General features: G+C 62.3%; 20 protein-coding genes. 8 read left to right on the top strand and 12 right to left on the bottom strand.

Annotation, left to right across the window (positions count from 1 at the left end):
- Window positions 1-46 precede the first annotated feature (46 nt).
- A complete protein-coding gene (locus BB934_RS30140; protein WP_099513592.1) occupies window positions 47-1,111 on the bottom strand; it encodes a zinc-binding metallopeptidase family protein in 1,065 nt (354 codons plus the stop codon).
- A gap of 327 nt (window positions 1,112-1,438) precedes the next feature.
- On the opposite strand from BB934_RS30140, the gene BB934_RS30145 reads away from it, so the two are divergent.
- A complete protein-coding gene (locus tag BB934_RS30145; RefSeq protein WP_099513593.1) occupies window positions 1,439-2,371 on the top strand; it encodes an adenylate/guanylate cyclase domain-containing protein in 933 nt (310 codons plus the stop codon).
- A 122-nt stretch (window positions 2,372-2,493) separates the two neighbouring features.
- Here the strand turns inward: BB934_RS30145 and BB934_RS47505 are convergent, their stop codons facing one another.
- The 3 genes from BB934_RS47505 to BB934_RS30155 all read right to left on the bottom strand — a co-directional run bounded on the left by BB934_RS47505 (window position 2,494) and on the right by BB934_RS30155 (window position 5,139).
- Window positions 2,494-2,721, bottom strand: a complete 228-nt coding sequence (locus BB934_RS47505) for a hypothetical protein (protein WP_157934405.1) — start codon at window positions 2,719-2,721, stop codon at window positions 2,494-2,496.
- Between the two features lie 123 nt (window positions 2,722-2,844).
- The gene (locus BB934_RS30150) at window positions 2,845-4,824 is read right to left on the bottom strand and encodes an AI-2E family transporter (protein ID WP_099513594.1); all 1,980 of its coding nucleotides are present in this window, start codon (window positions 4,822-4,824) and stop codon (window positions 2,845-2,847) included.
- A 90-nt stretch (window positions 4,825-4,914) separates the two neighbouring features.
- Window positions 4,915-5,139 (bottom strand): hypothetical protein, encoded by a 225-nt coding sequence (locus BB934_RS30155; RefSeq protein ID WP_099513595.1) that lies wholly within the window; start codon window positions 5,137-5,139, stop codon window positions 4,915-4,917.
- Window positions 5,140-5,190: 51 nt separating this feature from the next.
- Here BB934_RS30155 and BB934_RS30160 point away from each other — a divergent pair, with 51 nt between their 5' ends.
- From BB934_RS30160 to BB934_RS30170, 3 genes are all read left to right on the top strand, one after another.
- Complete coding sequence (locus tag BB934_RS30160; RefSeq protein WP_099513596.1) at window positions 5,191-6,369, top strand: DUF2382 domain-containing protein; 1,179 nt, start codon at window positions 5,191-5,193, stop codon at window positions 6,367-6,369.
- Window positions 6,370-6,757: 388 nt separating this feature from the next.
- On the top strand, window positions 6,758-6,985 hold the full coding sequence (locus tag BB934_RS30165; RefSeq protein ID WP_418294786.1) for a DUF6489 family protein: 228 nt from the start codon (window positions 6,758-6,760) through the stop codon (window positions 6,983-6,985).
- A 602-nt stretch (window positions 6,986-7,587) separates the two neighbouring features.
- On the top strand, window positions 7,588-8,811 hold the full coding sequence (locus BB934_RS30170) for a sensor histidine kinase (RefSeq protein WP_099513598.1): 1,224 nt from the start codon (window positions 7,588-7,590) through the stop codon (window positions 8,809-8,811).
- A 349-nt stretch (window positions 8,812-9,160) separates the two neighbouring features.
- On the opposite strand, the gene BB934_RS30175 is transcribed toward BB934_RS30170, so the two are convergent.
- The gene (locus BB934_RS30175; protein WP_099513599.1) at window positions 9,161-10,186 is read right to left on the bottom strand and encodes an IS110 family RNA-guided transposase; all 1,026 of its coding nucleotides are present in this window, start codon (window positions 10,184-10,186) and stop codon (window positions 9,161-9,163) included.
- An 831-nt stretch (window positions 10,187-11,017) separates the two neighbouring features.
- On the opposite strand from BB934_RS30175, the gene BB934_RS30180 reads away from it, so the two are divergent.
- Window positions 11,018-11,419: a tyrosine-protein phosphatase gene (locus tag BB934_RS30180; RefSeq protein ID WP_099513600.1), complete on the top strand. Its 402-nt coding sequence runs from the start codon at window positions 11,018-11,020 to the stop codon at window positions 11,417-11,419.
- 39 nt (window positions 11,420-11,458) lie between these two features.
- Here the strand turns inward: BB934_RS30180 and BB934_RS30185 are convergent, their stop codons facing one another.
- Window positions 11,459-12,178, bottom strand: a complete 720-nt coding sequence (locus BB934_RS30185) for an IS6 family transposase (protein ID WP_099513601.1) — start codon at window positions 12,176-12,178, stop codon at window positions 11,459-11,461.
- 1,810 nt (window positions 12,179-13,988) lie between these two features.
- Here BB934_RS30185 and BB934_RS30195 point away from each other — a divergent pair.
- Together BB934_RS30195 and BB934_RS30200 are read left to right on the top strand one after the other, a co-directional pair.
- Window positions 13,989-15,452, top strand: a complete 1,464-nt coding sequence (locus BB934_RS30195; RefSeq protein ID WP_099513603.1) for an oligosaccharide flippase family protein — start codon at window positions 13,989-13,991, stop codon at window positions 15,450-15,452.
- 159 nt (window positions 15,453-15,611) lie between these two features.
- A complete protein-coding gene (locus BB934_RS30200) occupies window positions 15,612-16,556 on the top strand; it encodes an ATP-grasp fold amidoligase family protein (protein ID WP_157934406.1) in 945 nt (314 codons plus the stop codon).
- 145 nt (window positions 16,557-16,701) lie between these two features.
- On the opposite strand, the gene BB934_RS30205 is transcribed toward BB934_RS30200, so the two are convergent.
- From BB934_RS30205 to BB934_RS30225, 6 genes are all read right to left on the bottom strand, one after another.
- The gene (locus BB934_RS30205; protein ID WP_099513605.1) at window positions 16,702-17,133 is read right to left on the bottom strand and encodes a transposase; all 432 of its coding nucleotides are present in this window, start codon (window positions 17,131-17,133) and stop codon (window positions 16,702-16,704) included.
- On the bottom strand, window positions 17,106-17,243 hold the full coding sequence (locus BB934_RS47510; protein WP_157934407.1) for a hypothetical protein: 138 nt from the start codon (window positions 17,241-17,243) through the stop codon (window positions 17,106-17,108). The genes BB934_RS30205 and BB934_RS47510 overlap by 28 nt, the downstream gene beginning before the upstream one ends.
- Window positions 17,240-17,662, bottom strand: coding sequence for a helix-turn-helix domain-containing protein (locus tag BB934_RS30210; protein ID WP_099513606.1), 423 nt, complete (start codon window positions 17,660-17,662; stop codon window positions 17,240-17,242). Before BB934_RS30210 ends, BB934_RS47510 begins: the two co-directional genes overlap by 4 nt.
- A gap of 461 nt (window positions 17,663-18,123) precedes the next feature.
- Window positions 18,124-19,770: a calcium-binding protein gene (locus BB934_RS30215; RefSeq protein WP_099513607.1), complete on the bottom strand. Its 1,647-nt coding sequence runs from the start codon at window positions 19,768-19,770 to the stop codon at window positions 18,124-18,126.
- Window positions 19,771-19,919: 149 nt separating this feature from the next.
- Complete coding sequence (locus BB934_RS30220; protein ID WP_099513608.1) at window positions 19,920-21,245, bottom strand: HlyD family type I secretion periplasmic adaptor subunit; 1,326 nt, start codon at window positions 21,243-21,245, stop codon at window positions 19,920-19,922.
- A 172-nt stretch (window positions 21,246-21,417) separates the two neighbouring features.
- Window positions 21,418-23,205: a type I secretion system permease/ATPase gene (locus BB934_RS30225; protein ID WP_418294794.1), complete on the bottom strand. Its 1,788-nt coding sequence runs from the start codon at window positions 23,203-23,205 to the stop codon at window positions 21,418-21,420.
- A gap of 1,137 nt (window positions 23,206-24,342) precedes the next feature.
- On the opposite strand from BB934_RS30225, the gene BB934_RS30230 reads away from it, so the two are divergent.
- On the top strand, window positions 24,343-26,127 hold the full coding sequence (locus BB934_RS30230; RefSeq protein ID WP_099513609.1) for an Ig-like domain-containing protein: 1,785 nt from the start codon (window positions 24,343-24,345) through the stop codon (window positions 26,125-26,127).
- The last annotated feature ends 55 nt before the right edge of the window (window positions 26,128-26,182 follow it).

Below are 26,182 nucleotides of genomic sequence, written 5' to 3' on the forward strand. Positions count from 1 at the left end.
TAAGGATTCGCACGGCTGCTCCCGCTGGATGGATCCGTTGCGACCCTTATTGCCCCGCATCCCGCCCGAGGCCATGGATGAAGCCGAGCTTCTCGACGACCGGCGGACTGATGATGAAGGGATAGAGGTCGCGCTGGCCCATGCAGCGGTTGAGGCTGTTGAGTGCGAACGTGAGTGGCAACCAATCCTCGACAACCCGTCCGATGTCAGCCCCGCTGTCCGCATCGACGCCGAAGTCGGCCGACAGCGTGCCGCTGTCGTCCAGCGGCGGGCCGACCCGCATGCCGAAGGCCTCCGCCATCTCGATCGTGTCGACGATGTGCAGGTAGTGTGCCCAGGTCTCGGCGAAATCCTCCCAGGGATGCGTCGTCGCGTAGGCCGAAACGAAGCGCTCCTGCCAGTCGGTCGGCGCTCCTGTGCGGTAGTAGCGCTGCAAGGCCTCGCCGTAATCCTCCCGCTCATCCCCGAAGACGGCCCGGCAGGCCTCGAGCCGGCCGCCATCGCGCACGAGCAGGTCCCAGTAGTGGTGGCCGACCTCATGTCGGAAATGGCCGAGCAGGGTGCGGTACGGCTCGCCCATGGCCGTGCGCCGCCTCTCGCGCTCGAGATCGTTGGCCTCGCTGAGCGCGATGGTGATGAGGCCCTCGTCATGTCCGGTCATCACCTTGGGGCCATCGTTCGCGGGCGGCTCGGCCAGGAACTCGAAGACCAGCCCATGCTCCGGATCCTCGGCCCGTGTGACCAAGGGCAGCCGGAGCTTGAGCAGAGTATAGAACAGCCGGTGCTTCGCCCGTTCCATCACGCGCCATGCGGCCAGGTTGGCTGGGACCGAGGGGTCCGGTATAAGGCCGTTGTGGCGGCAGGCGGTGCAATACGCGTCGCCCGCGGTGACCGGGACCAGCCAGTTGCAGGCGTCGAACTCGGCATTGGCGCAGAAGCGGTCGGCCCCCTCGGACCGGGCCAGCGCATGCCAGGTCGTGCCGCCATCGGGCTCCAGCGCCGAGAGCGTGCCGGCATCGGGCAGGTAGCCGAGGCGATGGCCGCAACACTCGCAGGCGCGGTTCTCGAAATAGACGAGATGGCCGCAGGCCTGGCACTTGAAGAGCTTCATCGGCGCATTCCTTGCGTTGCCGGAGCAGGTGCTGCGACCGACGGCTCGGTCCTTTGCCGCCCTAGGGAACGGGCACGGCTTGGCCAGTCAACGCCGCACCTTCCCTCCCAATCACTGCATCGGGCATGGAAATTCGGCAGGGGTTGCCTGAATCTTGACCGGAGTATCCGACAACCTAGCCAAAAATCATTCCCACCCGCTGTGATGGACCGACGATCCGCGCTGTCCGAGGGTGCAACGCCATCGAGGCAAGGCCCGTGGGAACGGCGCTCCCTCAGAGGCGTCTTCAGAGGCGTCCTTCCCACCCTGCCGCCGGAGCCCGTTATCGTGGAAGCGCCTCCCCTCGAGCGTAAGCTCGTCGCCATCCTGGCCGCCGACGTGGCGGGCTACAGCCGCATGATGCACCAGGACGAGGACGCCACGCTCGCCATCCTCACCACCCACCGCACGATCATCGACGACCTCATCACCGCCGGGCGCGGACAGATCTCGGGCACGGCCGGCGACAGCGTCCTGGCCGAGTTCGCAAGCGTCGTCGATGCCGTGCACTGCGCGGTGGCAATCCAGCAGGCCCTGCACAAGGCCAATGCCAACCTGCCTCCGGAGCGCCGGATGCGGCTGCGCATCGGCATCAACATCGGCGACGTCCTGGTCAAGGACGGCACCATCTTCGGCGACGGCGTCAACGTCGCCTCCCGCCTCGAGTCCCTGGCGGAACCGGGCAGCATCTGCATTACGCGGGGCGTGCGCGACCACATCCGGGATCGGGGCGACTATGAGTTCGACGACCTTGGCGAGCACAGCGTCAAGAACATCGCCCGCCCGGTCCGGGCCTTCCGCATCCTGTTCGATCCCGACGGTACGACCGAACTCCGTGAGATCCCGGGACCGCCGGAGCCGTCGCTCTCGAGCGGCGTTGCCGCGGACCTGTCGCAGGACGCGATCGAGCTCGAGTTCTGGCAGTCGGTCCAAGCGAGCGGGGAGGCGGACGAGTACGGGGCCTATCTCGAGCGTTATCCCGACGGTATCTTCGCGCCCCTGGCGCGGGATCGGCTGGCCAAGCCCGAGACCTTGGAACGGCCTCCCGCTCCGCCGGAGGGCTCGGCCGTCGAACTCGCGTTCTGGGACACCGTCAAGGACAGCGACAACCCGGCAATGTTCCGGGCCTATCTCGAGCAGTTCCCGGCCGGCACCTTCAAGACCCTGGCGGACATTCGGCTGGCTGAAATCGATGATGCGCACGAGGACAGCATCGGTTGATCAAGGATGTCCGCTCGGCGCAAGGGCGCCCGTGAATTCCCGCGGAGGGCGGCCTCAGGTGGCGAGGATGGCGACCGGCAGGCGGATGTCGAACGAGCTGCCGGCCGCGCTCGACGACCGGCTCAGCGTGCCGTCCAACTGCCGCACGAACACGCCAATGTAGCGCGTTCCGAAGCCCGTCCCTTTTGGGCCCGCTGCCGCGTCCGGACTGATCCCGTTGTCCGTGCGGACAGCCGGATGAAGTCGTCCACCTGCCGTTTCAGGCCGATGCGGATCGCGCCCTTGCGGGACGGAAAGGTATGCTTGATCGCGTTGGTGGCGATCTCGTTGACCACGACGCCGATAGGCACCGAGGCATCCTTGTGCTGGGCCGGCGGCCTCGCTTGGCCTCGACGGCGATAGCGTTCTCGCCGAGGAGGCTCGTGCCGAGGTTGGCGGCGATCTCGGCGCTGTAGCCTCATGCGCAACGAATCTCATGACGCAGCGCTGATCGCAATGGATCCCTTCAAGCCCTCGATTACCTCTTTCCTGGCCATGTCCAGGCACTGAGCCATTGCCTCGCGCAGGCTGGTAGCCACGACATCCGCCCGGGCCGCCTCCCGCAGGACCGTGGCAGCCGTAGCGTCCATTCCCTCGACCCAGCACCCCAACAAGATTCGCGCCTGCGGCATCTTGCGGCGCAGGCGACGCACCGCGTAGCGCATGTGAGCCGGGCTTCCGGCATCGAGATAGGACAAGCACACCATCGCGACGCCGGCATCGTCGATCCTCGCAACGGCTTGGACCGATAGCGAGGCTGCGCTTTCCACCCGGGCGCGAAGGCCATGCTTGGTCAGGAGCTGCGCCAGCATCATGGCAGCGGCCTCGTCGACCGGGCTCTGGCCGGCAATGCACAGGATCGGCGTCTCGCCCCGGAAGCGCGGATTGAGATCCTCCGGCATTAGGGTCGGAAGGTCGGCCCTGCCGCTCTCGCCTTCGCTGGCCTCGACGGCGGCGGCCGCCTCCGGATCGTCGGTGCGGCCGGATTTCGGCTCCTGGTCCGGATGGTCGGAGAGGTCGTCCACCAATTCCTCGACCGTCGCCCTCACGCGTTCCAGTCGGTCCTCGTTGAGGACGCCACGCAGAGCGTCGGCGCGGGCGAGCCGCAGACCGGACAAGGCCACTTCGTCGTAGTAGACGGAGAGCGAGCGCTCCTTCAGGAACTCCTCCGCCACGTCGGCTGCCTCCGCGGGATCACCGGCCAGCATGCGCTGGTAGAAGATCTCCGGCGGCGACAGAGCGGGGCGGTCTCCGAGCATGACATCGAGAAACTCGAGCTGCTCCACGTGCCGGCCGAGCACGACCAGGCACACGGTCAGCGGGGTTGCCAGCACCAGTCCGATCGGCCCCCAGAGCCAGGTCCAGAACGTCGCCGCGACGACGACCGCCACGGGAGACAATCCCGTGCTGTGGCCGTAGACGAGGGGCTCGACCACGTGGCCTGCCAGCGGCTCCATGACGATGAACAGCGCGGCCGTCATCAACAGCATCGACCAGCCGGGATCGACGGCCGCTGCCAGGGCCAGCGGAAAGGCAGCGGAGATGAACGCACCGATGTAGGGCACGAAGCGCAGGATCGCTGCAAGGATGCCCCAAAGCACTGGGCTCGGCACTCCGATGAAATACAGGCCGATGCCGATCACCACGCCGAAGGCCGCGTTCAGAGCCAACTGGGTCAGGAACAGCTTGCTCAGACGCCCGGCGGCATCGTCGAGCGCTGCGGTGGTCTTCTGGAGATCGTGCGACCCTGCGAGGCGGATCAGGCGGTTCCGCAGGTCCTCCCGTTGCACCAGAATGAAGATCACGAAGATGATCACGATCCCGGTGGTCGCGGCCGGATGGATGAGCGGGGTGATGAAGGCGCCGAGGGTTTGCAGGGCGCCTGGGTCGGGCTGGCGTACTTCCACCGGGATGGGCTTCGTCTCGGTAGCAGGCACGCTGTTCGGCGTCAGCGGGTTGGCCGGCGGGGATGTCCCGGCCTGCGGCCTGTCGAGTTCCTTGCCCAGGTCCTGCAACACGTCCGCGGCCCGTTCGAGGGCGCTGCTGCTGGCGGCGGAGCCGCGCAGGGACTGCACCTTCTCACGCATCGTGACCTGGTAGCGCGGCAGGTCCCCGGCGAGCTGGGTGACCTGCGTCGCCATTACGGTTGCAAGCACCGTAATGCCGGCAAAGGCGACCAGTACGACGCCGATCACGGCCAGCGCCCGGGGCACATGCGCCTTCTGCAACAGCCGGATGAGCGGTGCCAGAACGAAGCTTAGGAGGATGGCGAGCGCCACGGGAACGAAGACCTCGCGGCCGACGTACAGAGCCGCGATGACGAGGGCGATCATGCCGACGATGCCAAGGCCGGCAGAAGAGGGACCCGGGGGGAGAATGTCCCGTTCGGCGAGCTTGGGCTTCAGATCTGGCATCGATTACGGTTCCAGGCCGCCGTAGGTCGTGAGCGCCGGCCCGGCCCGGTGCGACAACGCCCGGGCAACCGAAACGCTCCCAAGCCCCGCTTAGCCGTGTGGGATCGTCAGGAAACTGCCGTCAGGCAAGGAACCGGTCAGGTTCGGAGCCGTTGCCATGTTGCGACGCAGCAAAAGCCGTTCGCCGTTGCGAGGTAGTCTTTCCCAGCGCCTGCGCCGCCGCTCTTCAAAGTCCGGTTGATTCTGCGGTCCGATCGCCTCGGAGGGCCATTGCTGCGCCCTGCTGCTGCGACGTCTGAAGATCGGCTCGGGCATCAACGTCACTATCCAGTATTGCGTCTGGCTCCAATTTTCCATGAGGACGACATGACGACCATCAGGCAACTGCTTCAGACCGGTCCGGCCAAGGCCAACGAACTCTTCGCCAAGCTCGTGGATACCTCGGACGGTGCGATCAAGACGCGCGAGAGGCTGTTCGCGGATCTCAAGGCAGAGCTGGATTTGCTCGCCAGGCTCGAAGAGGAGCACCTGTTCCCGGTGCTCAGGAAACACAAGGCCACCAAGGCGCTCGTGTCCGCAGCGCTCGCCGACAACAAGCAGACAAGAGTGCTTCTCGACGAGCTTGAGACCTTGCCAAAGGATGACGAGGAGTTCGCCACCAAGGTGGCCGAGTTGCGCAAGATCCATCAGCAGAGCGTGCGCGACGGGAAGAACGAGCTGCTGCCGGCGGTCCTGAAGGCGCTGAGCGACGAGGAAGCCCAGGCCATCGTCGACAGCATCGAAGCCGAGAAGGCGGAGATCGAGGAGGCCCGGCAGGTGGAGGCCGAACAGCGCCGCATCGAGGCGAGGCTCGAGCGCGAGCAGGAAGCGAGGCTCCTTGCCGAGCAGCAGGACGAGGCCGAGCGCGCGCAGGAGGCCCGCATGGCCGTCCGGCAGACCGTGGATGCCGTCGCACGGACGGGTGAGGTCGCAGCCGAGAGTGCCAAGCAGATGGTCCGGAGCACGACAGAGGTCGCTCAGCGGGTCGCGACGGCACCCATAAGTACCGGCTCGGTCCTCTGGGATTCGATGTTCAACCTATGGACGGCTCCGCTGGGCCGTGCCGTGGCGCGTCCCATCAATGGCCAACCATCCTCGCAGGCCGAGGAGGTCATTCCGCTCGCCGAAGAGACCCTGGTCGTGGGCAAGCAAACCGTGACCAGCGGCACCACCACCGTGCGCCGCGTTGTCGTGGAAACCCCGGTTCAGCAGCAGGTGACGCTGTATGATGAGAAGGTCATCGTGGAACGGCGCAAGCCGGTCACCGATGCCGTGATGGGCGAGACCCTGACCGAGGTCACGATCGAGATGATCGAAACGACCGAGAGGCCCGTGGTCGGCAAGAGCGTGAAGGTCAGGGAAGAGGTCGTCGTGCGCCGGGAACGCACCCAACGGACCGAGACCGTGCGGGACACCGTCCGTCGGGACGAGATCGAGATCCAGCACTCCGACGAGAGCCATCGTTCCGGCAGGACGCGACCCGCGATCGCCTCCGGCCGCAAGTAAGATCACGAAAGCAACGCCTCACCTTGCACACAGGTCGCGGTCGAGGACCGCGACCTGTGTGCCCGTAACCGGAACGGGGTGCCGGCCATGACAGGGACCGCACCGGATCACCAGATCAGTTTCCGTGACAGCCACCATGTATCCCTTCGGGGAGGATGGACAACGCTCCCTGGCTCGATCACGCGGTGTTCACCATGCGTCACGGCTGATGTTGCCACGAAGCGACCGTGTCGTCCGTCCCGGATTACGGCCTCAGGGTCGGGGACAGGGGGCGCGAACCGGATCATGGGCAGCAACACCGAACCAGCTCCCTAACCGCTGCTGCCATGGCAACCGACGCCCGCCGAGTCGATAACCTGGGAAAGGATCGTTCGAGATGAAGGTCACCATGAACGTTGATTGCACACCGGAGGAAGCACGCGCCTTCTTCGGCATGCCGGACGTGCAGCCCATGCAACAGCATTTGATGAACGAGATGCAGGAGCGCCTGTCCGCCAACCTGAAGGCGATGGAGCCGGATGCGATGATCAGGGCCTGGTTGCCGACTGCCGTCAAAGGCTTCGAACAATGGCAGGACATGTTCGCATCCCAGATGAACCCGACAAGGACAAAATAGGCACTTGGCGGTCGCCGCGGTTGTTACATCTCACCAACCGTCCGGGAACTCACGCTACGATGCCCATTGGAGGCAGCCCCGACACCGGACATTTCCCAATGCCCTTGCTCGTCGACTAGGATCTGCCTGCGCCCTTGCGTCAAACTAACGATCCTGGGGTGCCTGGGACTGAAGAAGTGTCATGGTGCCGAGTGCATCGCCCGTCGCAGTGAAGGCTGCCGTATTGTCAAAGATGCACCAAGCCACCGTTTCTGTCTCTGCGAGATCGCAAAGCGTCCTGGCCGTTTCAGCGATGACCTCGTGGATGGATGGGCTTTAATGTAGGTTACTTTCGTGAGTTACCACTCCGTAAGATCCATAAGGATCCTGCGAATGGCGCAAATGGTTGCTCTCAAGGCGCTGGGCAGGGTCCCGGGCTCAGCGTGTGGAAAGCTACGCCTTGTTCCTAAGCGGTCCTGCGGGCACCGTCGACGCGCCCCTCGAGCCTGCCGATCCCGCATCGCCAAGATCAGCCACCGGCGGGTCAGGAGTTTCCTGAACTGGCTTTCCGGCTTCCAAGGTGCTCTAAGTTTTTCAAGGCAAAGAACAGTGGGAGCGGGGCCATGAACTCGAACCTCGATGGAGCGCAGCCGATCGCACCCGAGCAGGGCGGCGATGCCGCCGACGAGCTCGCCTATCGCCTGCGCCAGCAGCAACTTTCGGCACGGTTTGGTATCTTTGCCCTCAAGACCCGTGACATCGACGCCCTCCTCCAGGAGGCCGTCCGGACGTGCGCCGAAGGGCTGCATAGCGAGTTCTGCAAGGTCATGGAGTTCCTGCCCACCGAGGACGAGCTCGTGGTCCGGGCCGGGGTGGGCTGGAAGCCGGGGGTGGTCGGCGTCGCCCGCACGGGAACCGACCTGGACAGCCCCTCGGGATTCGCCCTCAGGACGGGACAGCCCGTGATCTCCAATCACTTGGCGGAGGAAACCCGCTTCCGCACCCCGAAGCTCCTCACCGATCATGGCGTCAGGCGGGCCATCAACGTCATCATCCAAGGCGATGGCGGCGCCTTTGGCATCCTCGAGGTGGACAGCCCAACCGGGGGCCGATTCACCGAGCACGACCTCGCCTTCATGCAGGGGTTCGCCAACCTGCTGGGCGTCGCTATCGAGCGGCAGCAGGCGGAGGAAGAACTCAGGGCCAACAAGGCCCTTCTTCAGCAGGCGCTGGAGGAGCAGGACGTGCTGACCCGGGAGATCAGCCATCGCGTGAAGAACAGCCTCCAGCTCGTGGCTGGCCTGCTGAACATGCAGGGGCGGGCATCCGGCAACGAGGACCTGTGCCGGGCCCTGGCCGATGCCGAGGCCCGCGTGCACACCATCGCGCAGGTCCATGACCGCCTGTGGCGGCATAATGAGATGCGCTCCGTCGATCTGGCCGAGTTCCTCGGCGAGCTGTGCGCCAAGCTTCAGGAGGCGGCGCCCCATTTCACGGTGGGATGCAGCATCGATCCGGTGATCGTTCCGACCGACCTTGCCGTCCCGCTGGGCCTTCTGGTCAATGAACTCGTGACCAATGCCTTCAAGTATGCCTACCCCGAAGCTCCTGGCGAAGTCTGGGTCGAACTGACATCGGATAGCCCGGAGCAGTTCCGGCTCGAGGTGATGGACCACGGCGTCGGGCTGCCATCAGACTTCGATCCGGCTAGTGCCAGGAGCCTGGGGATGCGGCTTGTCGCTAGCCTGAGCCGACAGCTCGGTGGCCGTCTGGAATGGCAGGATGCCCGACCGGGCACCCGGTTCGTGCTCAACCTGTCTGCTCAGGACGACAACGCTGCAAGGTAGTATCACGGCGCACCTGAGACCCAAGCCCAAGGGCGGCATTCCTCACCTGACCCGACATTCCGAAACGTCACTGAACGTCACTGCCTGACCGAGGCTGTCGTCTAATCGCTCGTTGGAATGCAAGCCCTTTTTGGTGTCGAGGCTGTGGTTTGCCGGGAGCAGTGTCGTCTTCGCGGTCGACAGTAGTCGCCGCATGATGGGGCTCCGCGGGAGGAACCTTCCAAGGTGTCAAACGCACGCTCCGGGCCTGCTGGCGCGCAGGTGCAACAGCCACGGCGGAATGGTTCGTCCACGTCCCGGCAGGGACGCCTCAGCACGCCTCAGGGCAGGCGCATCCGAATTCTCTGGATCAGGCAGGGGCGCTGACCGCCCGGTTGAACACCTCGCCGGACTTGAGCATCGCGTGCATGATGACCGCCAGCTTGCGGGCCACGGCCACCGCCGCGCGTTTGAAGCCGATCCGCTCCCGAAGCATCAACCCCCATCGGCGCAGGTCGCTGTCGGCATGAGTGCGCGTCAGGATCACGGTCGCGGCTTCATAGAGCAGCCCTCTCAGATGAGCGTCGCCGCGCCGCGAGATGTGGCCGTCATAGTCGACCTCCCCGGACTGATAACGGCGGGTCGTCAGGCCCAGCCAGGCGCCGACCGAGCGCGACGTCTTGAAGTTGGCAGGATCCTCAATGGCGGCTGTGAACGAGGTGGCGGTGATCGCCCCCACCCCGGGGATCGACATCAACTGCTGACAGGCCGCACTCTGCCGGGCGCTGGCGAGAAGCTGGCGCCCCAGGACCGATGCCCGGGTGCGCACGCTGCGCCAGGCCTCCAGCATCGGCAGGATGATCCGGGCGAGTTCCGCTTGACCGACCAGCAGGCGCTGGGCTTCGGTTTCGAACGTGCCGCCTTTGCCGCGCGGCACGACCAACCCGAAGGTCTTCATGAGCCCGCGGATCTGGTTCGACAGCTCGGTTGTGATCTGGACCAATCGGGTTCGTGCGGCCACCAGTGTGCGGACCAGCATGCTGTCATACCCTTTCACCCGCACCTCGCGGTAGAAGCCGACTTCAGCCAGATGGGCCAGGCCATCGGCATCATTGGCGTCGGTTTTGTTCGGCGCCATGTCGAGGGCGGCCTTGGCATGACGAGCATCGATGCAGATCGCCGGCAGCCCCTCGGCTCGAAGCGCATGGTAGAACCATACCGACAAAGGACCAGTCTCGAACACCGCCCGCTTTGGCTCGGGTGCACGCTTGCGCAGAACCTCCGCGATCAGGTGTGGATCCGAGGGGCATTTGCCGCGCCAGATCCGCTTGCCATCCCGCCGCACAGAAATCGCCAACTCTTTCAACGACACGTCAAGACCGATAGACTCACCCATGGTTGTTCTCCGTTCGATGCTTGGGCCCGGCGTCCAGTCGAGAGCCCGTCTTTCCATCTTATCGGGGAACAACCACCCGCTCTTCCATGCAGTGACCGTCTGGCCTGAGGGCGACTCGCTCCGCGATTACCCAATGTGTCAAAACGCGATCAGGTCGCTCCATGGAGCAATTTAATTTCCTGCAAGCCTCGATTGACCGGGAAATTCCCAGTGCAGAAGCGTGAACTTGTACAAATCGTTCGGCAAGGCCGAGCCTGTTCGAGTTTTGGCACATCCCGACCCGTAGGAGACCTTCACGGAGTCAGGACTACCCTGAGCCTCTCTCAGGGTTTTCCCCGATATCCATCGAAGCCGAAGCATGTCCAGGATTCCGCGACTCCGGCAATCGGGTCGGGAGCGAGCGCCGCCGGCGCGCACCGAACTTGGCCGGACGTCCGCAAATGAGCTGTATTGAGAGACACCCATTGGCAAAGCCACACTCGACGACACTTTGATAGGGCTCTGTCGGCCGAGAGACACGAAGACAACCGGGGAGGCGTCCCATGACGAGCCCGACCTGCACGCCGGATGGAAGACTTCATCCCCGTCACCCCCTGACCAGCATCGTGTTCAAGATGCCCTTGCTGATAGGGCTGCGTGTCTCCACCGAGTGGAATAGCCTTACGTTGCGGCCACGGAACTTTCTCCTTCCTCTGCTGCTCGTGGCCGCCTTCCTGCTCGGCGGGCCCGCGACCAGGGTGCTTGCTCAGCCGGCCAAGGAGGCACCCGGGCCAAGCCTTGGCATAAGGTCCGTGCCGAAACTGCGTGACCTCGGAGGGTACATCGCGCACGATGGGGCTGTCGTCCGTTCTGGAATGGATTTACCGATCCGATCAACTCAGCAGGATCAGCCCCGATGACCTCGCGAGGATCGCGGCGCTGGGCCTCAGGACCGATTACGACCTGCGCACGGCCGAAGAGCGAGTGGAGGCCCCGGACGAGGTGCCGCCGGGCGTCAACACCATTTGGCTGGACGTGCTCGCGGATGCCCACCAAAGCGCGCCAGCCCAACTCGGAAAGCTGTTGCAGGATCCCAAAGCGGCGAATGCCGCACTCGGTGGCGGCAAGGTCGAGGCGATGTTCGTCCAAGGCTACCGGGACTTCGTGTCGCTGCCGAGCGCGCGTCAGGGCTATCGCCAATTGTTCATCGGTCTCGGCAGGCCGGACGGCCAGCCCGCGGTATTGTCAACTTGAGGCCGAGTAGACGACGCTGCCGCTGGAGCAACCATTGAGTCAGGCCAGATTAGCCTGCGAGGGCAGCCCAGCAAGCTCGCGCCAGTTAGCAAAGGCGTGGTCTCGGGCCACACGATACTCACTGGCGGAAAGACGGTGACGGTGGAGCTGGAAGTGGTTGTGGATCGAGCTATGAATGGCGAGAAATTGCTGGGCATGCCGGACTGATTTGAACTGCCGCATGTGGCGCTCACGCATTCGGGTGGGTTGGTGCGAGACCTCGCAGCGGTTGTTGAGATACCGGCTCTGCCGATGCTCAACACTCGGCAGGATCTCGCGTTTGGCGGCACCATAGGATCCAAGTTTATCAGTCACGATGGCTCTGGGCACGTAGCACAAACCGTTCAGCAGCTTGCGGAAGAAGCGCTTGGCGGCCGTCTTGTTGCGGCGACCCTGCAACAGTACATCGAGCACGTTTCCGTGCTGATCAACGGCCCGCCAGAGATAGTGCAGTTTGCCTCGGATGCGGACGAACACCTCATCCAGAAACCATTTGTCTCCGGGCTGTGGCCGGCGCCGCCTGAGCGACTTCGCGAAGGTCCGTCCGAAGCGGAGGCTCCATTCGCGGATGGTCTCGTAGCTGACCACGATGCCTCGCGCCGCGAGGATCGGTTCGACGTCACGCAAGCTCAGACTGAAGCAGTGATACAACCAGACGGCCTGATTGATGATCTCCGCCGGAAAGCGGAAGCCGCGGTACGGGTTGGACGTTGTGCTCATGCCCGAGACCCTGCCATACGCCCGAACCTTCGCCAACCTGACAATACCTTCTTTAGCCTATGCCGTGCTAAGCATTCGCCAGTATTCGCGCACTGGCTAATGTGTACTTCACAGTAGAATTTACTGAACATCCGGTGCGATGCCCCATAAGCCTACGCGAATACTTTCGAAAACCTTCAGAACGCGTGCCATACTGTCGCTTATGCGAAACTGAGATGCGCCCGGCCTCGATCTCGACCACGCAAATTCGTCTAAGGCGCAGTATGAAATGACGAGATGAAGCAGTATGAAATGACGAGATGAAACTGGTTAGTAGCGTCTCGGGCGCTGGCGAATTAGCGGTAGCGTGCTTGTGCTCAGGTGTTGGTTCGGACGAGCTTTCTTTGCGTAGGCGTCCCGCAAAGCCACGAGGACAGCCACTATGAGCACTAGGGCACTTCCCCCGAATGGCGCGCCAGCAAGCGCAATGAGCCGACCAAAGGGCCAGAGTGCAATGGCTGTTATCAACCCGCCTACCCAGGCAGCTAGCATCAACACGATTACCATTTAGGGGCTCTCCTTTGGAGAGGTTACAGTAGTTACACTTATAGCCGCTGCACGCGAAGGGTGCGCTCGAATGGATTAAGTTTTCACGTATGCCGCGTGAAGGCTGTCGATCTCAGAACCAGCCTCATCGTGGCTGGAAGCTGAGCCAACGGAGTAGTCGAAATAGAAGCGCGGCATCCGCGATATGAACCAGTAAGAGAAAATAAGTTCGTCATCGAAAGGGCATCCCGTCCGCCTGCTGGCGCTCTGGATCGGCTCCTTGCAGGCGGACGGATGCGGCACCGGTACTGCCCCGTGTGCACCGACAGGACGAGGTCTTAGCGGAAAAGCATCCACCCGCCTTGCTGTTCTACGCCAATGACTTGTTCGGTTGGAGCCAGACCGACTGCGCCAGGCCCGTTCCATCCTGGGTGTTCTGCGAAATCCACGGTCCGTTTCGCACGAGTCGATGTTCTTAGCCCAGTCGGGCTAATGTTCTCGCCCCTTGGGATTACAGGTTGGGACAGCTTCTCAGTTTGTTCGAGATTTCATCCTCGACGTTAGGTGAACTTGCGTGGCCCGTTGCTCAGCGTTCGCGGTTCAAGGCGCTCTCTTTTGCCGAGGATCCTCTACCGCGAGGGGACGGGTGAATACGTGCCGGGCAGCAGGCGCTGATAGATCCGCCGGATCCGGCCGTAGCTTTCGCAACCCGTCTCCTCGAGCCCAGTGCGGTCGATCTCCGTGATCCCCCTGGCCCTGCTGGACCAGCCCTGCCGTCTGGAGGGTGCGTGACACGACACTCGCCAAGGAACGCGGATCGGTATGAGTTGTCACAGTCTGTTGGTGGTGTTTTCGACAGACAAGGCGGCCTGGGTACAAAGGCGACACTTGCTCCTACGGGTCGGACCTGAGAGCGCTCCTCGCGAGAGTGGGCGTTTTCTTTTTGCAGGGTCTGATCTTCAGAGAGATTAGCCTCGCACCCCGGCCGATTCCATGCTGGCGCTTATGCGAAATTCGCGATTTCCTTCGCACAATTTAGCCCGTTCAGGCTAGAGGGGAGTACCCATATATGACGATGCCTCCGGCACGAGGACCTGTGGGATCACTGGACGCGTCATCCGCGGTTTGCAGCCACCTCTTGGCGCGAGTGCTTCGTGGGGGAAGAATCTTTCGCGAGTGGTCGCAGCGGCACTAAGTCATTGATTCTACAGCATCTGGCCAAGGCGGGTCCGCTATTATAGAAAAGTAAGAAGCGATTTTGCGACCTCACCAACTCGGGGCGAACATGGATAATCCGCGCACGTTCATCTACTCCGCGATAGAGAAGTACGTTGCGGTCGGACTATCGTTCCTCGGCATGATCACGCTTTCCAGGTTTCTAACTCCTCATGAGATTGGCACTTATGTTGTTGGGTTCGCGATCGCGTCCTTGATACAGTCGCTCCGCGACTTCGGAACATCTTCCTACCTCCTGCAAACTGACCCGACCGAGGCTGCTATTCGAGGAGCGTTTGGTATAGCTTTGGTGACGTCTGCGATCGCTGGGTTTGTGACATTTGCCAGTTCGCATGTACTCGCACAACTCTACGGCAACGAAGGATTATCTCACGTTCTAAGGCTCTGTGCCGCCCTTGCGATCCTTCAGCCTTTTGGTCTACCGGCTAGGGCCCTGCTACGGCGGAAACTTGATTTCAGAACTCTGTGTCTCGTTAATACAACATCGGGCATAATCGGTCTTTTAGCGACGATTGCGTTCGCCCTCGGCGGCGCGAGCTATGAGAGCGCTCCGCTCGGCGCCCTGCTAGGCAATGCGACATCTATTATTTTATTGACCTTCCACGCACCGAGGCATGTTCTCATTCGGCCATCTTTGCATAATTGGAAAACAATCACGAACTTTGGAGGCTATGCCACAGGTGCGACGCTTCTGGCAAACGCAGGCGTAAGCGCACCTGAGTATATTATTGGCAAGATTCTCGGCTTCTCAGAGGTTGGCATCTACAGTCGAGCGCGAGGGCTCCTCAGGCCTATTAACAATCTTCTCACGCAGCCGTTCATGCCAGCTGTTCTGCCAACTCTCGCGAGCGCGCACCGTGAAGGCGCAAACGTGAAGTTGATATACTTGCGACTAACATCGCTATACGTCGTTCTCGTTTGGCCAGCCTTCGGTCTTGCATGTCTTGGTATGCCGGACCTCGTGAGATTGGTGCTGGGGCCAAATTGGACCCAATCGATTCAAATTGCGCAGATCTTATGCATCGGCTCGATCATATGGGCACCTACAGCACTATCTGGAGATCTTTTCATAGGAACCGGTCACGTTAAAACTGCATTCCGTCGCGAGTTAGCCATTCAACCTGCTCGTGTGTGTGTGATCTACGTGGCGGCGCATTATTCGTTGTCGTTTGTAGCGGCGAGCCAAATCATCGTTCACGGGTACAGCGTCGTAATCACCCAATACCTTCTATTCCGAACATATGGAATTCATTGGTGTGAGCTTGTAAAGGCTGTTTCCCGAAGCGCGGGTGTCGCTGCGGCGAGTCTAGGGTTGCCGTTTGCGTTGTCCCTGTCTGGCGCGCTGGGCGAAACCCATCCGATCGCAAATCTTCTCATCCTCGGAACAGGAGGCGGCGCTTCCTGGATTGTGGCGGTGTATCTTTTCAGACATCCCGTGAGAGAAGTAGTTAGCGCGGCCATCAATAGCCGGGCACGGGTCAAGCCTTGTTCAGGAGGTGCGAAAGCTAAGTAGGCGTGGCTCCCCAAGAGCGCTCCCATTTTCGAGGCGGGAGCTCATGGATGCCGAATGTACATGCGGCGAGACAGTTCTCGTTGTTACAAACACCTGACAGGTCGAGAGCCAATCGAGATTCAAAATCAATGCTAAGATTCCTATAGGGAGCATACAGCGTTGGAACAATTCTGGCCTAAAAATCGAGCTCGCTATGAAATGACCAGTGCGCTTAGGAGGATCGCACGAGAGAGGTTGCTTCATGGCCGCGCGCGCGAAGTCTTATTTAAATGTATGAGCGACATAGCGATTGTTTACCTTACACATTATCTTGTTCACGGGCATTTACCCGATTTTCGGCATCAACCAAGCTTCAGCGAGCGAATTGCGTTCCGGAGACTCTTTCCCCAGCCAGTTTTTACTATTCTAAGTGATAAAGTCCGGGTCAGGGAGTATGTGAGGAGGCGCATCGGAGAAGCCTATCTCATCCCGATCTACGCCGTAACATCGGATATTGAAAACTTTGCATTCGAAAACCTCCCTCCTGCATTCGTCATGAAGGCAAGTCATGGCTCTCGCTGGGTCGAACTAGTTTGGAGCAAAGCAGAGGCCGACGTCGAGCAGTTACGTTTCAAGGCGGCCGGTTGGTTGAAGCAGAACTTCTATAGTAAGCAGCGGGAGTGTCATTACCAGAATATCCCACCGCACATCATATTCGAAACGCTGCTGGCAGATGGAGGAAAGCCCCCCAAGGACTACAAAATCCACTGCTTCCGCAGCAATCAGGTGTTGACACAAATCATTCAGGTCCACAGCGACCGCTTCACCAATCATAAAATGAACTTTCTTACGGCAGACTGGATACCAATCAATCTGAGCCTCGGTCACCCATCCGTTTCAAGCCAGGAATTGTTGCCGCCGCAAAATTTGAAGGATATGCTCGCTGTGGCGGAGAACTTATCGGAAGGTTTCAATTATGTCCGTGTTGATCTCTATTCCGTCGCGGGACAGCTCTATTTTGGCGAAATGACGTTTACGCCCGGAGCTGGACTGATGCCGTTTGATCCGGTGGAGAAGGAATACGAGTGGGCTCTCTTGTTCGAACCAGATCAATCTTTCTTCTGATCATGTTGCCGCGCATTTGAAGGCAAAAGAGAAAGTCGAGGATGCCCTCGGCCGCATCCTTCTCATCAATCAGTTATTCGGCCTCACGGTCTGAAAAAAGCTTCCAGATGGATTCGTTACACCCTTTCCTAAAGCGCTTTTGTTTTCAGTGTGGGGCATAGCCGGCGTGCCTGATCCAGCCTGTGGCATCTTTTGCTGTGATGGTATCGCGGGCTGGTTTGAGTTCCGCCTCCAAGGCTTCGAGCGTGCGCGCGGCTTTCGCCTTGAGCCGCTCTTTCACCTTGGCCCAGGCCTGTTCGATCGGGTTGAATTCAGGTGAGTAGCGAGGCAGGTACAACACTCCGATCCCGGCCTGGGCGAGAAGCTCAACGACTTCGGTTGCATGGTGCGGGCGCAGGTTGTCCATCACCAGAACCGCATCCGGCTTCACCTGCCGGAGTTTGGGCACCAGCACCTGCTCGAGATAAGCCAGCAGCACGGCGGTCGAGGTGGATGCCTCGATGCTCATCGTCGCGATCAGGCCCTCACAGGCGAGTGCCCCCAAGACCGTCAGCCGCTGCCACGAGCCGAGCGGGATGGAGCCATAGGCGCGCTGCCCGCGTGGGGCTCGGGCATGGTGCGGGCCATCTTGGTGGTGACACCGCTCTCATCCAGGAACACCAGGCGTTCAGCGGGGATGTCACTCATCTGCTGGCGATAGGCCTCGCGCTCGGCAGCAATCTCGGGCCGCTCCTGCTCGGCCGCCCGAAGCGTCTTTTTTTAGGACGCAGCTTGAGCCGCTTGAGCGCCTCGCAGATCACCGCCAGACACACCGTCACACCGGTTCTCTCGGCCAGGCGCTCGCGGTACTCGCGCAGCAGCGCGTCATTGTCCTCGATGACGAGCTGGCGCAGCACCTCCAAGGCTGCCGTATCCAGGCGCGAGGGCACGCCGCCGCTGTGCGGCTTGGGGCAGCGTCGGCCTTCCTCGCGCTCTTGGCGGCGCCAGTTCGCCACGGTGGCGGGGCAGACCTGGAAGCGATGGGCAATCTCAACCTGGCTGCCGTCGCCGCGCTCGCAGGCAGCCAGAACGCGCTCACGCAGATCAGGAGAATAGGGCTGGAGCATGGCTGGCCTCCCGGGCCGTATTCCCGTCAACGCACAGACCACCCAAATCGATTCAGGCCCAGATCAAAAGCGCTTTAGTTCCTACAACGGAGCCGAGAGAGTCCTTTGAGCCCGGGTTTCAGTCCGAGTGTCACTAAGCATTTTGGCGTGAGACAGGCGATCTACCGATTGCAGTGACGTAGATCCGTAATGGGCCTGCCGCTCGCATAGTAGCGCAATGGGGTGGCTGTCCCTCAGAGTGATGGTGTTGGAACGGGGTCCGAGCGGATCGGCCCCAAGCATCATGAGGGACAGCCATCGACTATTATGCCGGAATTGACGTGTTCTTTGGAACTGAGCAGCGTCTGCCTCCAGCAACGCCGGATCGAGCCTGCCTTCGTGATAACCTGCTCTGCTACAGACGAGCGGCGCGGTTCAACTGTCGGCATCGCTGCGCTGAACCGTGCCGGAGTGGCGTTCGATCAGATCACGTAGAAATCGCCTGCTGTAAGCTGCGCGCGGTTGCCGAGCGTTGCAACCTGTATCGCAGCCGTGGCGCCGCTTCCGTCAGGGTCATAGAAAAGTGCGCCGGACCTGGATTCGTAGATCACGTAGTCGTCCGAATCGAGAGCCTTGGCCCCGACAACGAAGGTCGCTGACGTCAAGGCCCCGTCCTTGAGTCTGCCATACACGCCGTTGTCGAGGCTGATGACATCCTCGCCCGGCCGGAAGTCCGTGATGGTGGCGGCACTGGCTTGATCACCAGGCCTCGTGTCGAACACGAAATTGTCACGACCTGCTCCTCCCAGGAGAATGTCCCTGCCGCCCTTGCCACTGATCTTGTCGTTGCCGCCGTGGCCGAACATCGTCTCCGCGGCAGATGTCCCGGTTAGCCTCTCGGATCCGTTCGTCCCGAAGATCGCACCCGGCGCAGTGCCTGCGGGTAATGCGGCAGCGTTCGGCGACGGGTAAGCGACAGCAGAGCCACTGCTGGCTGCATCGAGGAGAAGAGCAGAGCTCGAGCTGAGCCCGGACAGCTTTCCGGCCGTGGCGATCCTTGTATCGTATACCTCCAGCACTGCACCGGTCTTCCAGAGGTCGAAGACGGTCAGCCCGGCATTCTGGTCCGAGATGTAACCGGCGGTCATTGTCCCGTGCGCCCCGTCGCCCAACCAGAAGTGATCGGTCAACGCACTCCCACCGAAGTATTTCGGATCAAGGCTCTGGCTGCTTTCCATCGTAATGGAGTCGCTCCAGAAGCGGTAATTGCGGTTGTTGCCTATGGCAACCGCGTTGACCAGAACCGTGTTGCTGGACTTCAGATCGTAGCCGGCGTCCGTATTGCCGAATGCTACAGTGTTTTCGAAGCGGATGTTGTCATTGCCCCCCTCGGTCGTGAAGCCGTCGCCGTTCCAGTACACGTTGCTCGCACCACGGGCATAGCTGTTCTGCATTGTCACGTTTCTGAAGAGAACGTCATGTGCGGTGCCGTCCAGCGCAACGCCGAATACATATTGCTCCGGCGTGCCGGGGTCGCCGCGACCGATGACGTCCTCGATGACGATGTTGCTGCTGTTGTACTGCAGCTTGATGGCGTTGTGGGAGTACTTGTAGACCTCGACATTCCGCACTGTGAGACCATTGACGCTGGCGCTGGAATAGCCGCTTGAGACGGTATTGGCCAGGAAGCGCTTCACGTTCGTCGCCTGCATGTCCTGAAGGGTTAGATCCGTGATATCCGCACCGATACGGAAGGCCCCGTCACCAATGTTGCTGAAGGCCATGTCCTCGAACTTGAGGTGATCGGCACCGGAGAGCAGTCGAAAAACCTCTGATCCGACCGCCTTGTCGGTCGTCCAGTCGGTGGCACGGGTGCCGTTGATTTGAGCGATCTTGGTGTTGCCGTTCGCATCCACGCCCCGGATTGTCACCGGTGCGCCTGCGCTGCCGTTCTTGATGGTGATTTGGCCCGATAGATTGAAGGCGCCCTGATCGGCACGCAGGAGAACCTGGCCGCCCGGCCCGGCCTTGCCGATGAGACTTGAAAGGTTCGAGATCGTGCTGGCATTCGCCAGGGATGAGCCGTCCCGCGTCCCTGATCCTGTCGGTGAAATGTAGAGAATAGCCAATGTCGTATGCCCCTGTTGGTTTGGTAATCGCTGAGCGCGCTACCGGTTCTGGTCTGAGGGATGTCGGTGCATCCTCCGTCTTCGTTATTGTCTTGCGCGCGTGCGTCGTGGACGCACGCGCGCAATGCCTTGTCGAACGCGCGGTCGTTTTAGTGCTCGCGGAAGGCGCGGGCGATCTGCTCCTGCATGGGCTTGAAGAAATATTCGAACGGGGTGCGCTGGTTCACCTCGACGAACACCTCCGCCTGCATGCCGGCGATCAGATGGATGTTCTCGAGCTTCTTGATCTCGTCCTGCGGCAGCGCAACGCGGATCGTGTAGAAGGTCGTGCCGGTCTGCTGATCCCGCGACACGTCCGCCGAGATCCGGCTCACGCTGCCATGCAGATCGGGCACCATGCGCGCGTTGGCGGCATGGACCTTCACCGTCGATGGCTGCCCGAGCTTGACCTGATCGATGTCGTTGGGCAGAACCCTGGCCTCGAGCTCGAGCTTGTCGTTGATCGGGACGATGTTCATCACCGGCTCTGCGGGCGAGATCACGCCGCCGATGGTGTGGACGTTGAGCTGGTGGACGTAGCCGTCGCTGGGAGCACGGATGTCGATGCGCTTCAGCTGGTCCTCGGCCGCCACGCGGCGCTCGGTATATTCCGCGATCTTGCCCTGGATCTCGCGCAGCTCCTGCATCGCCTCGGCGCGCATCTGCTCGTCGATCTGGATGATCTGGAACTGGGTCTCGGCGATGCGGCTTTCCGCCTGGGCGACAGCCGCGATGAGCTGGCCGCGCTGGCCTTCGATGCTGGCGGCATCGCGCTCGAGGGCGTTCAGGCGCGTGATCGGGACCAGGTTCTTCTGGTAGAGGGCGCGGACCGCCTTCAGCTCGCCGACGATCAGCTCCGCCTCGCGGGCTTTCGCCTGCTGCTGCGCCCTCAATCCGCCGATCTCGTCCTGGGACTGGGTAATGCGCTTTCTGAGCTGGTCCTTCTGCGCCTCGCGAGAGGCAGCACGGGCGATGAACAGGGTGCGCTCGGACGACACGATCTTCTGAACGGCCGGCTCGTTCAGACGAGCGGCGAACTCCGCCGGCATCTCGATCTTCGAACCGTCGCGCTCGGCCTCGAGCCGTGCCTGGCGGCCGAGATATTCGTCGAGCTGCTTGGTCACGACCCGCATGTTGGTGCGGGTCATCGTCTCGTCCAGGCGGACCAGGAGATCGCCCTGGGAGACCCGGTCGCCCTCCTGGACCCTCAGCTCGCCGACGATGCCGCCGGTCGAATGCTGGATCTTCTTGACGCTGGTATCGACCACGAACTGGCCGCCGGCGACGACGGCGCCGGACAGGGTCGAGGTCGCCGCCCACAGGCCGATGGTTCCGCCGAAGAGAGCGATGACGGCGAACCCGGTCATGGCAGACCGGCGCACCGCCGTTGCGTGCCGGGACCTTACAGCGGGAGACTTGACGATGATGGCGTTCATTGATCCGACCTTTCGCAGGGGAGCCCGACAGGACGTAGTCTTAGCGGACAAGCATCCACCCGCCTTGCTGTTCTACGCCAATGACTTGTCGGCGCGGACTGGGGCGCTCGCACCGGGGCCGCCGCGGCGGCCGTGGTGGGTTTCATCATGGGTTTCATCCTGGCCTGCACATTTATCCGACCTTTCGCAGGTTAGCGGCCGGAGTGGCTGGCGCCTGCTGCGGGCGCCCGGGTGCCGGCGCCGCCGCATTGCGTTTCATGACGGATTGCAGGACCTCGTCGCGCGGTCCGACGGCCTTGATCCGGCCCTCTTCCATGATGGCGACCTGGTCGACCTGGCCGAGCGCGGCCGGGCGGTGGGTGATGACGACGACGATGCCGCCGCGCTTCCTCACCGCGAGGATGGCCTGGTTCAGGGCCTCGTCGCCGGCGCCGTCGAGGCTGGCATTGGGCTCGTCGAGCACGACCAGGAACGGGTTGCCGTAAAGGGCGCGGGCCAGCGCGACGCGCTGGCGCTGGCCGCCCGAGAGCGAGGCGCCGCCTTCACCGATGCGGGTGTCGTAGCCGTCCGACAGATTGAGGACGAGCTCATGGGCGCCGGCGGTCTGCGCTGCGGCGATGACATCCTCCGGCTTGGCGTCCGGCTGGAAGCGCGAGATGTTCTCGGCAATGGTGCCTTCGAACAGCTCCACGTCCTGGGGCAGGTAGCCGATATTGCGGCCGAGCGGATCCGGCTCCCACTGGTCGAGGGCAGCCCCATCGAGGCGGATCTCGCCGCGCAGGGTCGGCCACACGCCGACGAGGGCGCGGGCGAGGGTCGACTTGCCCGAGGCGCTGGGGCCGATGAGGCCGAGGCCCTGGCCCGCCTGGAGCTGGAGCGTGGCGGCCTGGACGATGGGCAGCGAAGCGCCGGGGGCGCCGATATAGACGTCTTCGACCGACAGGGCGGCCTTGGGGGCCGGCAGCGGCATGCGCTGGCCCTGGGCCGGCACGATGGTCATGATATGCGCGAGGCGGCGATAGGCCTGGCGGGAGGCGGTGAAGCCCTTCCAGTGCGCGACCGCGATCTCGATGGGAGCGAGCGCACGGGACATCAGGATCGAGCCGGCGATCATCAGGCCGCCCGACATCTGCCCCTGGATCACGTAATAGGCGCCCAGGCCCAGGATGGCCGACTGGAGCACCATGCGGAAGACCTTGGCGAAGGCGCTGATGCCGGCCGAGGACTCGCTGGCGACGAGGCCGTCATTGACGTGACGGACATGCACCTCGTCGTAGCGCTTGGCCAGGAAGCCCAGCATGCCGTTGGCACGGATCGCCTCCGCATTGCGGCGGCTGGTCTCGGCCATGGCATGGCGCTCGGCGCCGCTCTTGGTCACCTCGAAGGAGGGACCCTTGCTCTTGGCGTCGGTGTAGAGGGTCAGGATGATGATGACCACGCCGCCGACCACCGACATGACGCCGATGCCGGGATGGATCATGAAGCAGCCGATGAGGAAGATCGGCATGAAGGGCATGTCGAACAGGGCCGTCGGGCCCAGGCTCGAGAGGAAGCCGCGGATCGTGTCGAGGTCCCGGATCGGCTGCATGCTCTCGGCCTGCCGGGCGCCCTTGAGCGGCATCGTGGCCACGAGGTCGAAGACGCGGTGGGACAGGAGCTCGTCGAAGCGGGCGCCGATGCGCGCCAGCATCCGTCCGCGCAGCATGTCGAGGCCGCCGGAGAGGGCAAAGGCCGCAAGCGTGATCAGCGAAAGGCCGATCAGGGTGGCGATGCTCCGGCTGGACAGCACGCGGTCATAGACCTGGAGCATGTAGATGGAGCCCGTGAGCGCCAGAACGTTGACGACCGCGGAGAATACGGCGACGCCAGCAAATGAGGGAAAGCACGTCTTCAGAGCGTCTTGGACCTCTGTGCTCTCTTTCGATCGGTGCGGGCCTGGATGAGTCTTCACGCGCTTCATCATTGATCCTATCTGCGGAGCGATGGTGGCAGCAGCCCTTCAGTGCGGATTGGCGACCGCAGGCCGATGGGGCGCTGGCCACAGGGTTTGGCTGGGCGAGGCTGCTCGTCGGTGCCGCTGGCCCGGTGGCCTCTCGTGACGGAGCCTTCCGGGTCAGCGGCAAAATTGCGACGAGCGCACGATCCGACGAGCACAAGGCCCCTTCTCATCGGACGAGCCTTATCTAGCGGAAGACATGGCCCGCACGCTTGCTGCGACCCGCCAAATCGTTGTTCGCCGTCGAGATGTTGCGTCACTTGCCCCACACGGACGCAGCATGGTCTGCCGCGTTGCGCCACAGCCCAGGCTCCAGGCGGCGCGGCATCGTCATGTTGCATGGACGAGCGAGTTGGTAACCGCGGCTGGATCGCGTAACGGCCTGTTTGGCTTCCGAGCAAGATCCTGCTGCAGCGAGAAATTCCAGGATCCGCCGCCGTCGTTCGCCAGTGGTCAGACGCAACGTGGGAACTGGTAGCGTTTGGGCTTGATCCGGCAATGGCTGACGACGCCGCCGAAGCAAGCGCTGACTTGATCAAGGATCCAACTGGCGCCGCGTCGAGCGCGTACCGACGCAACCGGTCCTCAGCACCAGCGTGCATAAAATGCCGATAGCCAGCCGCCAGGTCGCCAAGCACCGTTGCAGGCTTTGAACCGAGCTGGTGCAGCCGCTCCGTCGGCATCAGACAACCGGCGAAGTCGAACGCGGTGGCCACGCCGCGGGCAGCATGATCACTGTAAGTCTTACCACGCAGCGGTAACAACGCTTTGGCAGATCTCAACAAGAGTCTGGACCCGTTTTCCTTTAGAGAAAGCGTCGTTCGGTGTTCGTCCCATCGGGTTGGCGATCCCATAAAATTAATACCTGATATCGGAATGTACGCGTGATTAGTACTGAGCAAAAATCCGTCTGATAACAATATGAGTAGGGGCTATGCCGTCATGCATTACCTAAGAGATTGTTATTGATGCTGACATGACACCAGTCATGATTTTCTAAAGCATGATTTTACTAGCCTGAGTGTGGACGTAGGCGATTTATTCTACGCTCTCACCAATATTCCCTTGCATGTTTGAAACGAGAAAAAAGCGAGCAAAGCTATGACAACTTTTTATGTCTCGACCACGGGCAGCGACTCCAATTCCGGCGCCTCCGGCAGCCCGGTGAAATCGATCACCAAGGCGGCGCAGCTGGCCCAGGCCGGCGACACCGTGCTGGTCGGCGCCGGCACCTACAACGGCACCGTCAGCATCGCCAAGAACGGCACCGCCTCGGGCCAGATCACCTTCAAGCCCGTCGACGGGGCGAAGGTGGTCATCGACGGCGCCGGCACCCCGGCCAACACCGATCTCGTCGTGATCACCGGCGACTACATCACCTTCCAGGGCTTCGAGGTCGTCAACTCGACGCGCACCGGCATCGGCCTGTGGGGCTCGCACGATTCCAAGGTGATCGGCAACAACGTTCATGACAGCTTCCGCGCCGGCATCTATGCCGGATACTCGAGCCCCGGCGTGTCGTACAACAACGTGATCGACGGCAACGAGGTCTGGCGCAACGTCAAGGAGAACATGAGCCGCACCTGGTCCGGCGGCTGGGCCCAGGGCATCAGCCTCGCCATGTCCGACAACAGCACGATCAGCAACAACAACGTCTACGACAACTGGGGTGAAGGCGTCGGTGCGATGTTCACCAAGGGCGCCAAGATCACCGGCAACACCGTCTACGACAGCTACAGCGTCGGCGTCTATCTCGACAACGCCCAGGATGCGGTGGTGCAGTACAACACCGTGTCGCATTCCTACGACACCGCCTTCTACCGCAGCGGCAAGCCGGCGAGCGGGATCGAGATCTGCAACGAGATCGGCGACCGCATGCTGCCCTCATCCGGCATCGTGATCACCAACAACGTGCTGGCTGGCGTCGGCGACGTGCACTACAGCAGCTATGGCGCCAACACGGGCTTGGTGAACTCGACGATTTCGTCCAACACGATCTACAGCAGCCCCGAGTCCATCCCGGCTCCGAGCCCCACGCCGACCCCGACCCCGACACCGACCCCGAGCGACGATCCGGTCGTGGCCGCGGACGACTCCTATGCTGCGACGGAAGACGCCGTTCTTACGGTCGACGCAACGAAGGGCGTTCTCGCCAATGACTCGGCTCCCGATGGTGGTAAAGCGGCAGTTGCCGGCACCTTCGCGACCGCTCAGGGCGGCAGCGTGAAGCTCGCCGCCGACGGCTCCTTCGTCTACACGCCGAAGGCCAACTTCTTCGGCTCGGACAGCTTCAGCTACACCGCCAAGGACGCGGACGGTGACACCGACACCGGCGCCGTGACCTTCAAGGTTGCCGACGTCGCTGAGACGACCCCGACGCCCACTCCGACCCCGACGCCGACGCCCTCGCCGCGGCCGACCACCACGACGACGATCAACGGCACGAGCAGCGCCAACGAGCTGATCGGCACGTCCGGCAACGACCTGATCAACGGCAGGGACAGCCACGACACGCTCTGGGGAATGAACGGCAGCGACGTGCTGATCGGTGGTACGGGCCGGGACACCTTCGTGTTCGCTTCGGCTGGGAGCAATGCTCTCAAGTTGGGCAGCGGCAATGTGGACGTGCTCGTCGACTTCAAAGCTGCCGACGACACGATCCAGCTCGGTGACTCGGTCTTCACCAAGCTGGCGGCCGGCGCCCTCTCGTCGAGCGCTTTCGTGGTCGGCACGAAGGCGTTGGATTCCAGCGATCGGATCATCTACGACAACAAGACTGGCGCCCTCTCCTATGATGCGGACGGCACGGGCTCGACCGCCGCGGTGAAGTTCGCCGTCCTGGAGAACAAGGCGACAATCAACGCCGCCGACTTCTACATCATCTAACAAGCGTTCGATCCGTCAGTGGTGAGGCGGCCCCGGTCAGACCGGGGCCGCTTTG

Origin of the sequence: Microvirga ossetica, assembly GCF_002741015.1 — a bacterium.
GTDB lineage: Bacteria > Pseudomonadota > Alphaproteobacteria > Rhizobiales > Beijerinckiaceae > Microvirga > Microvirga ossetica.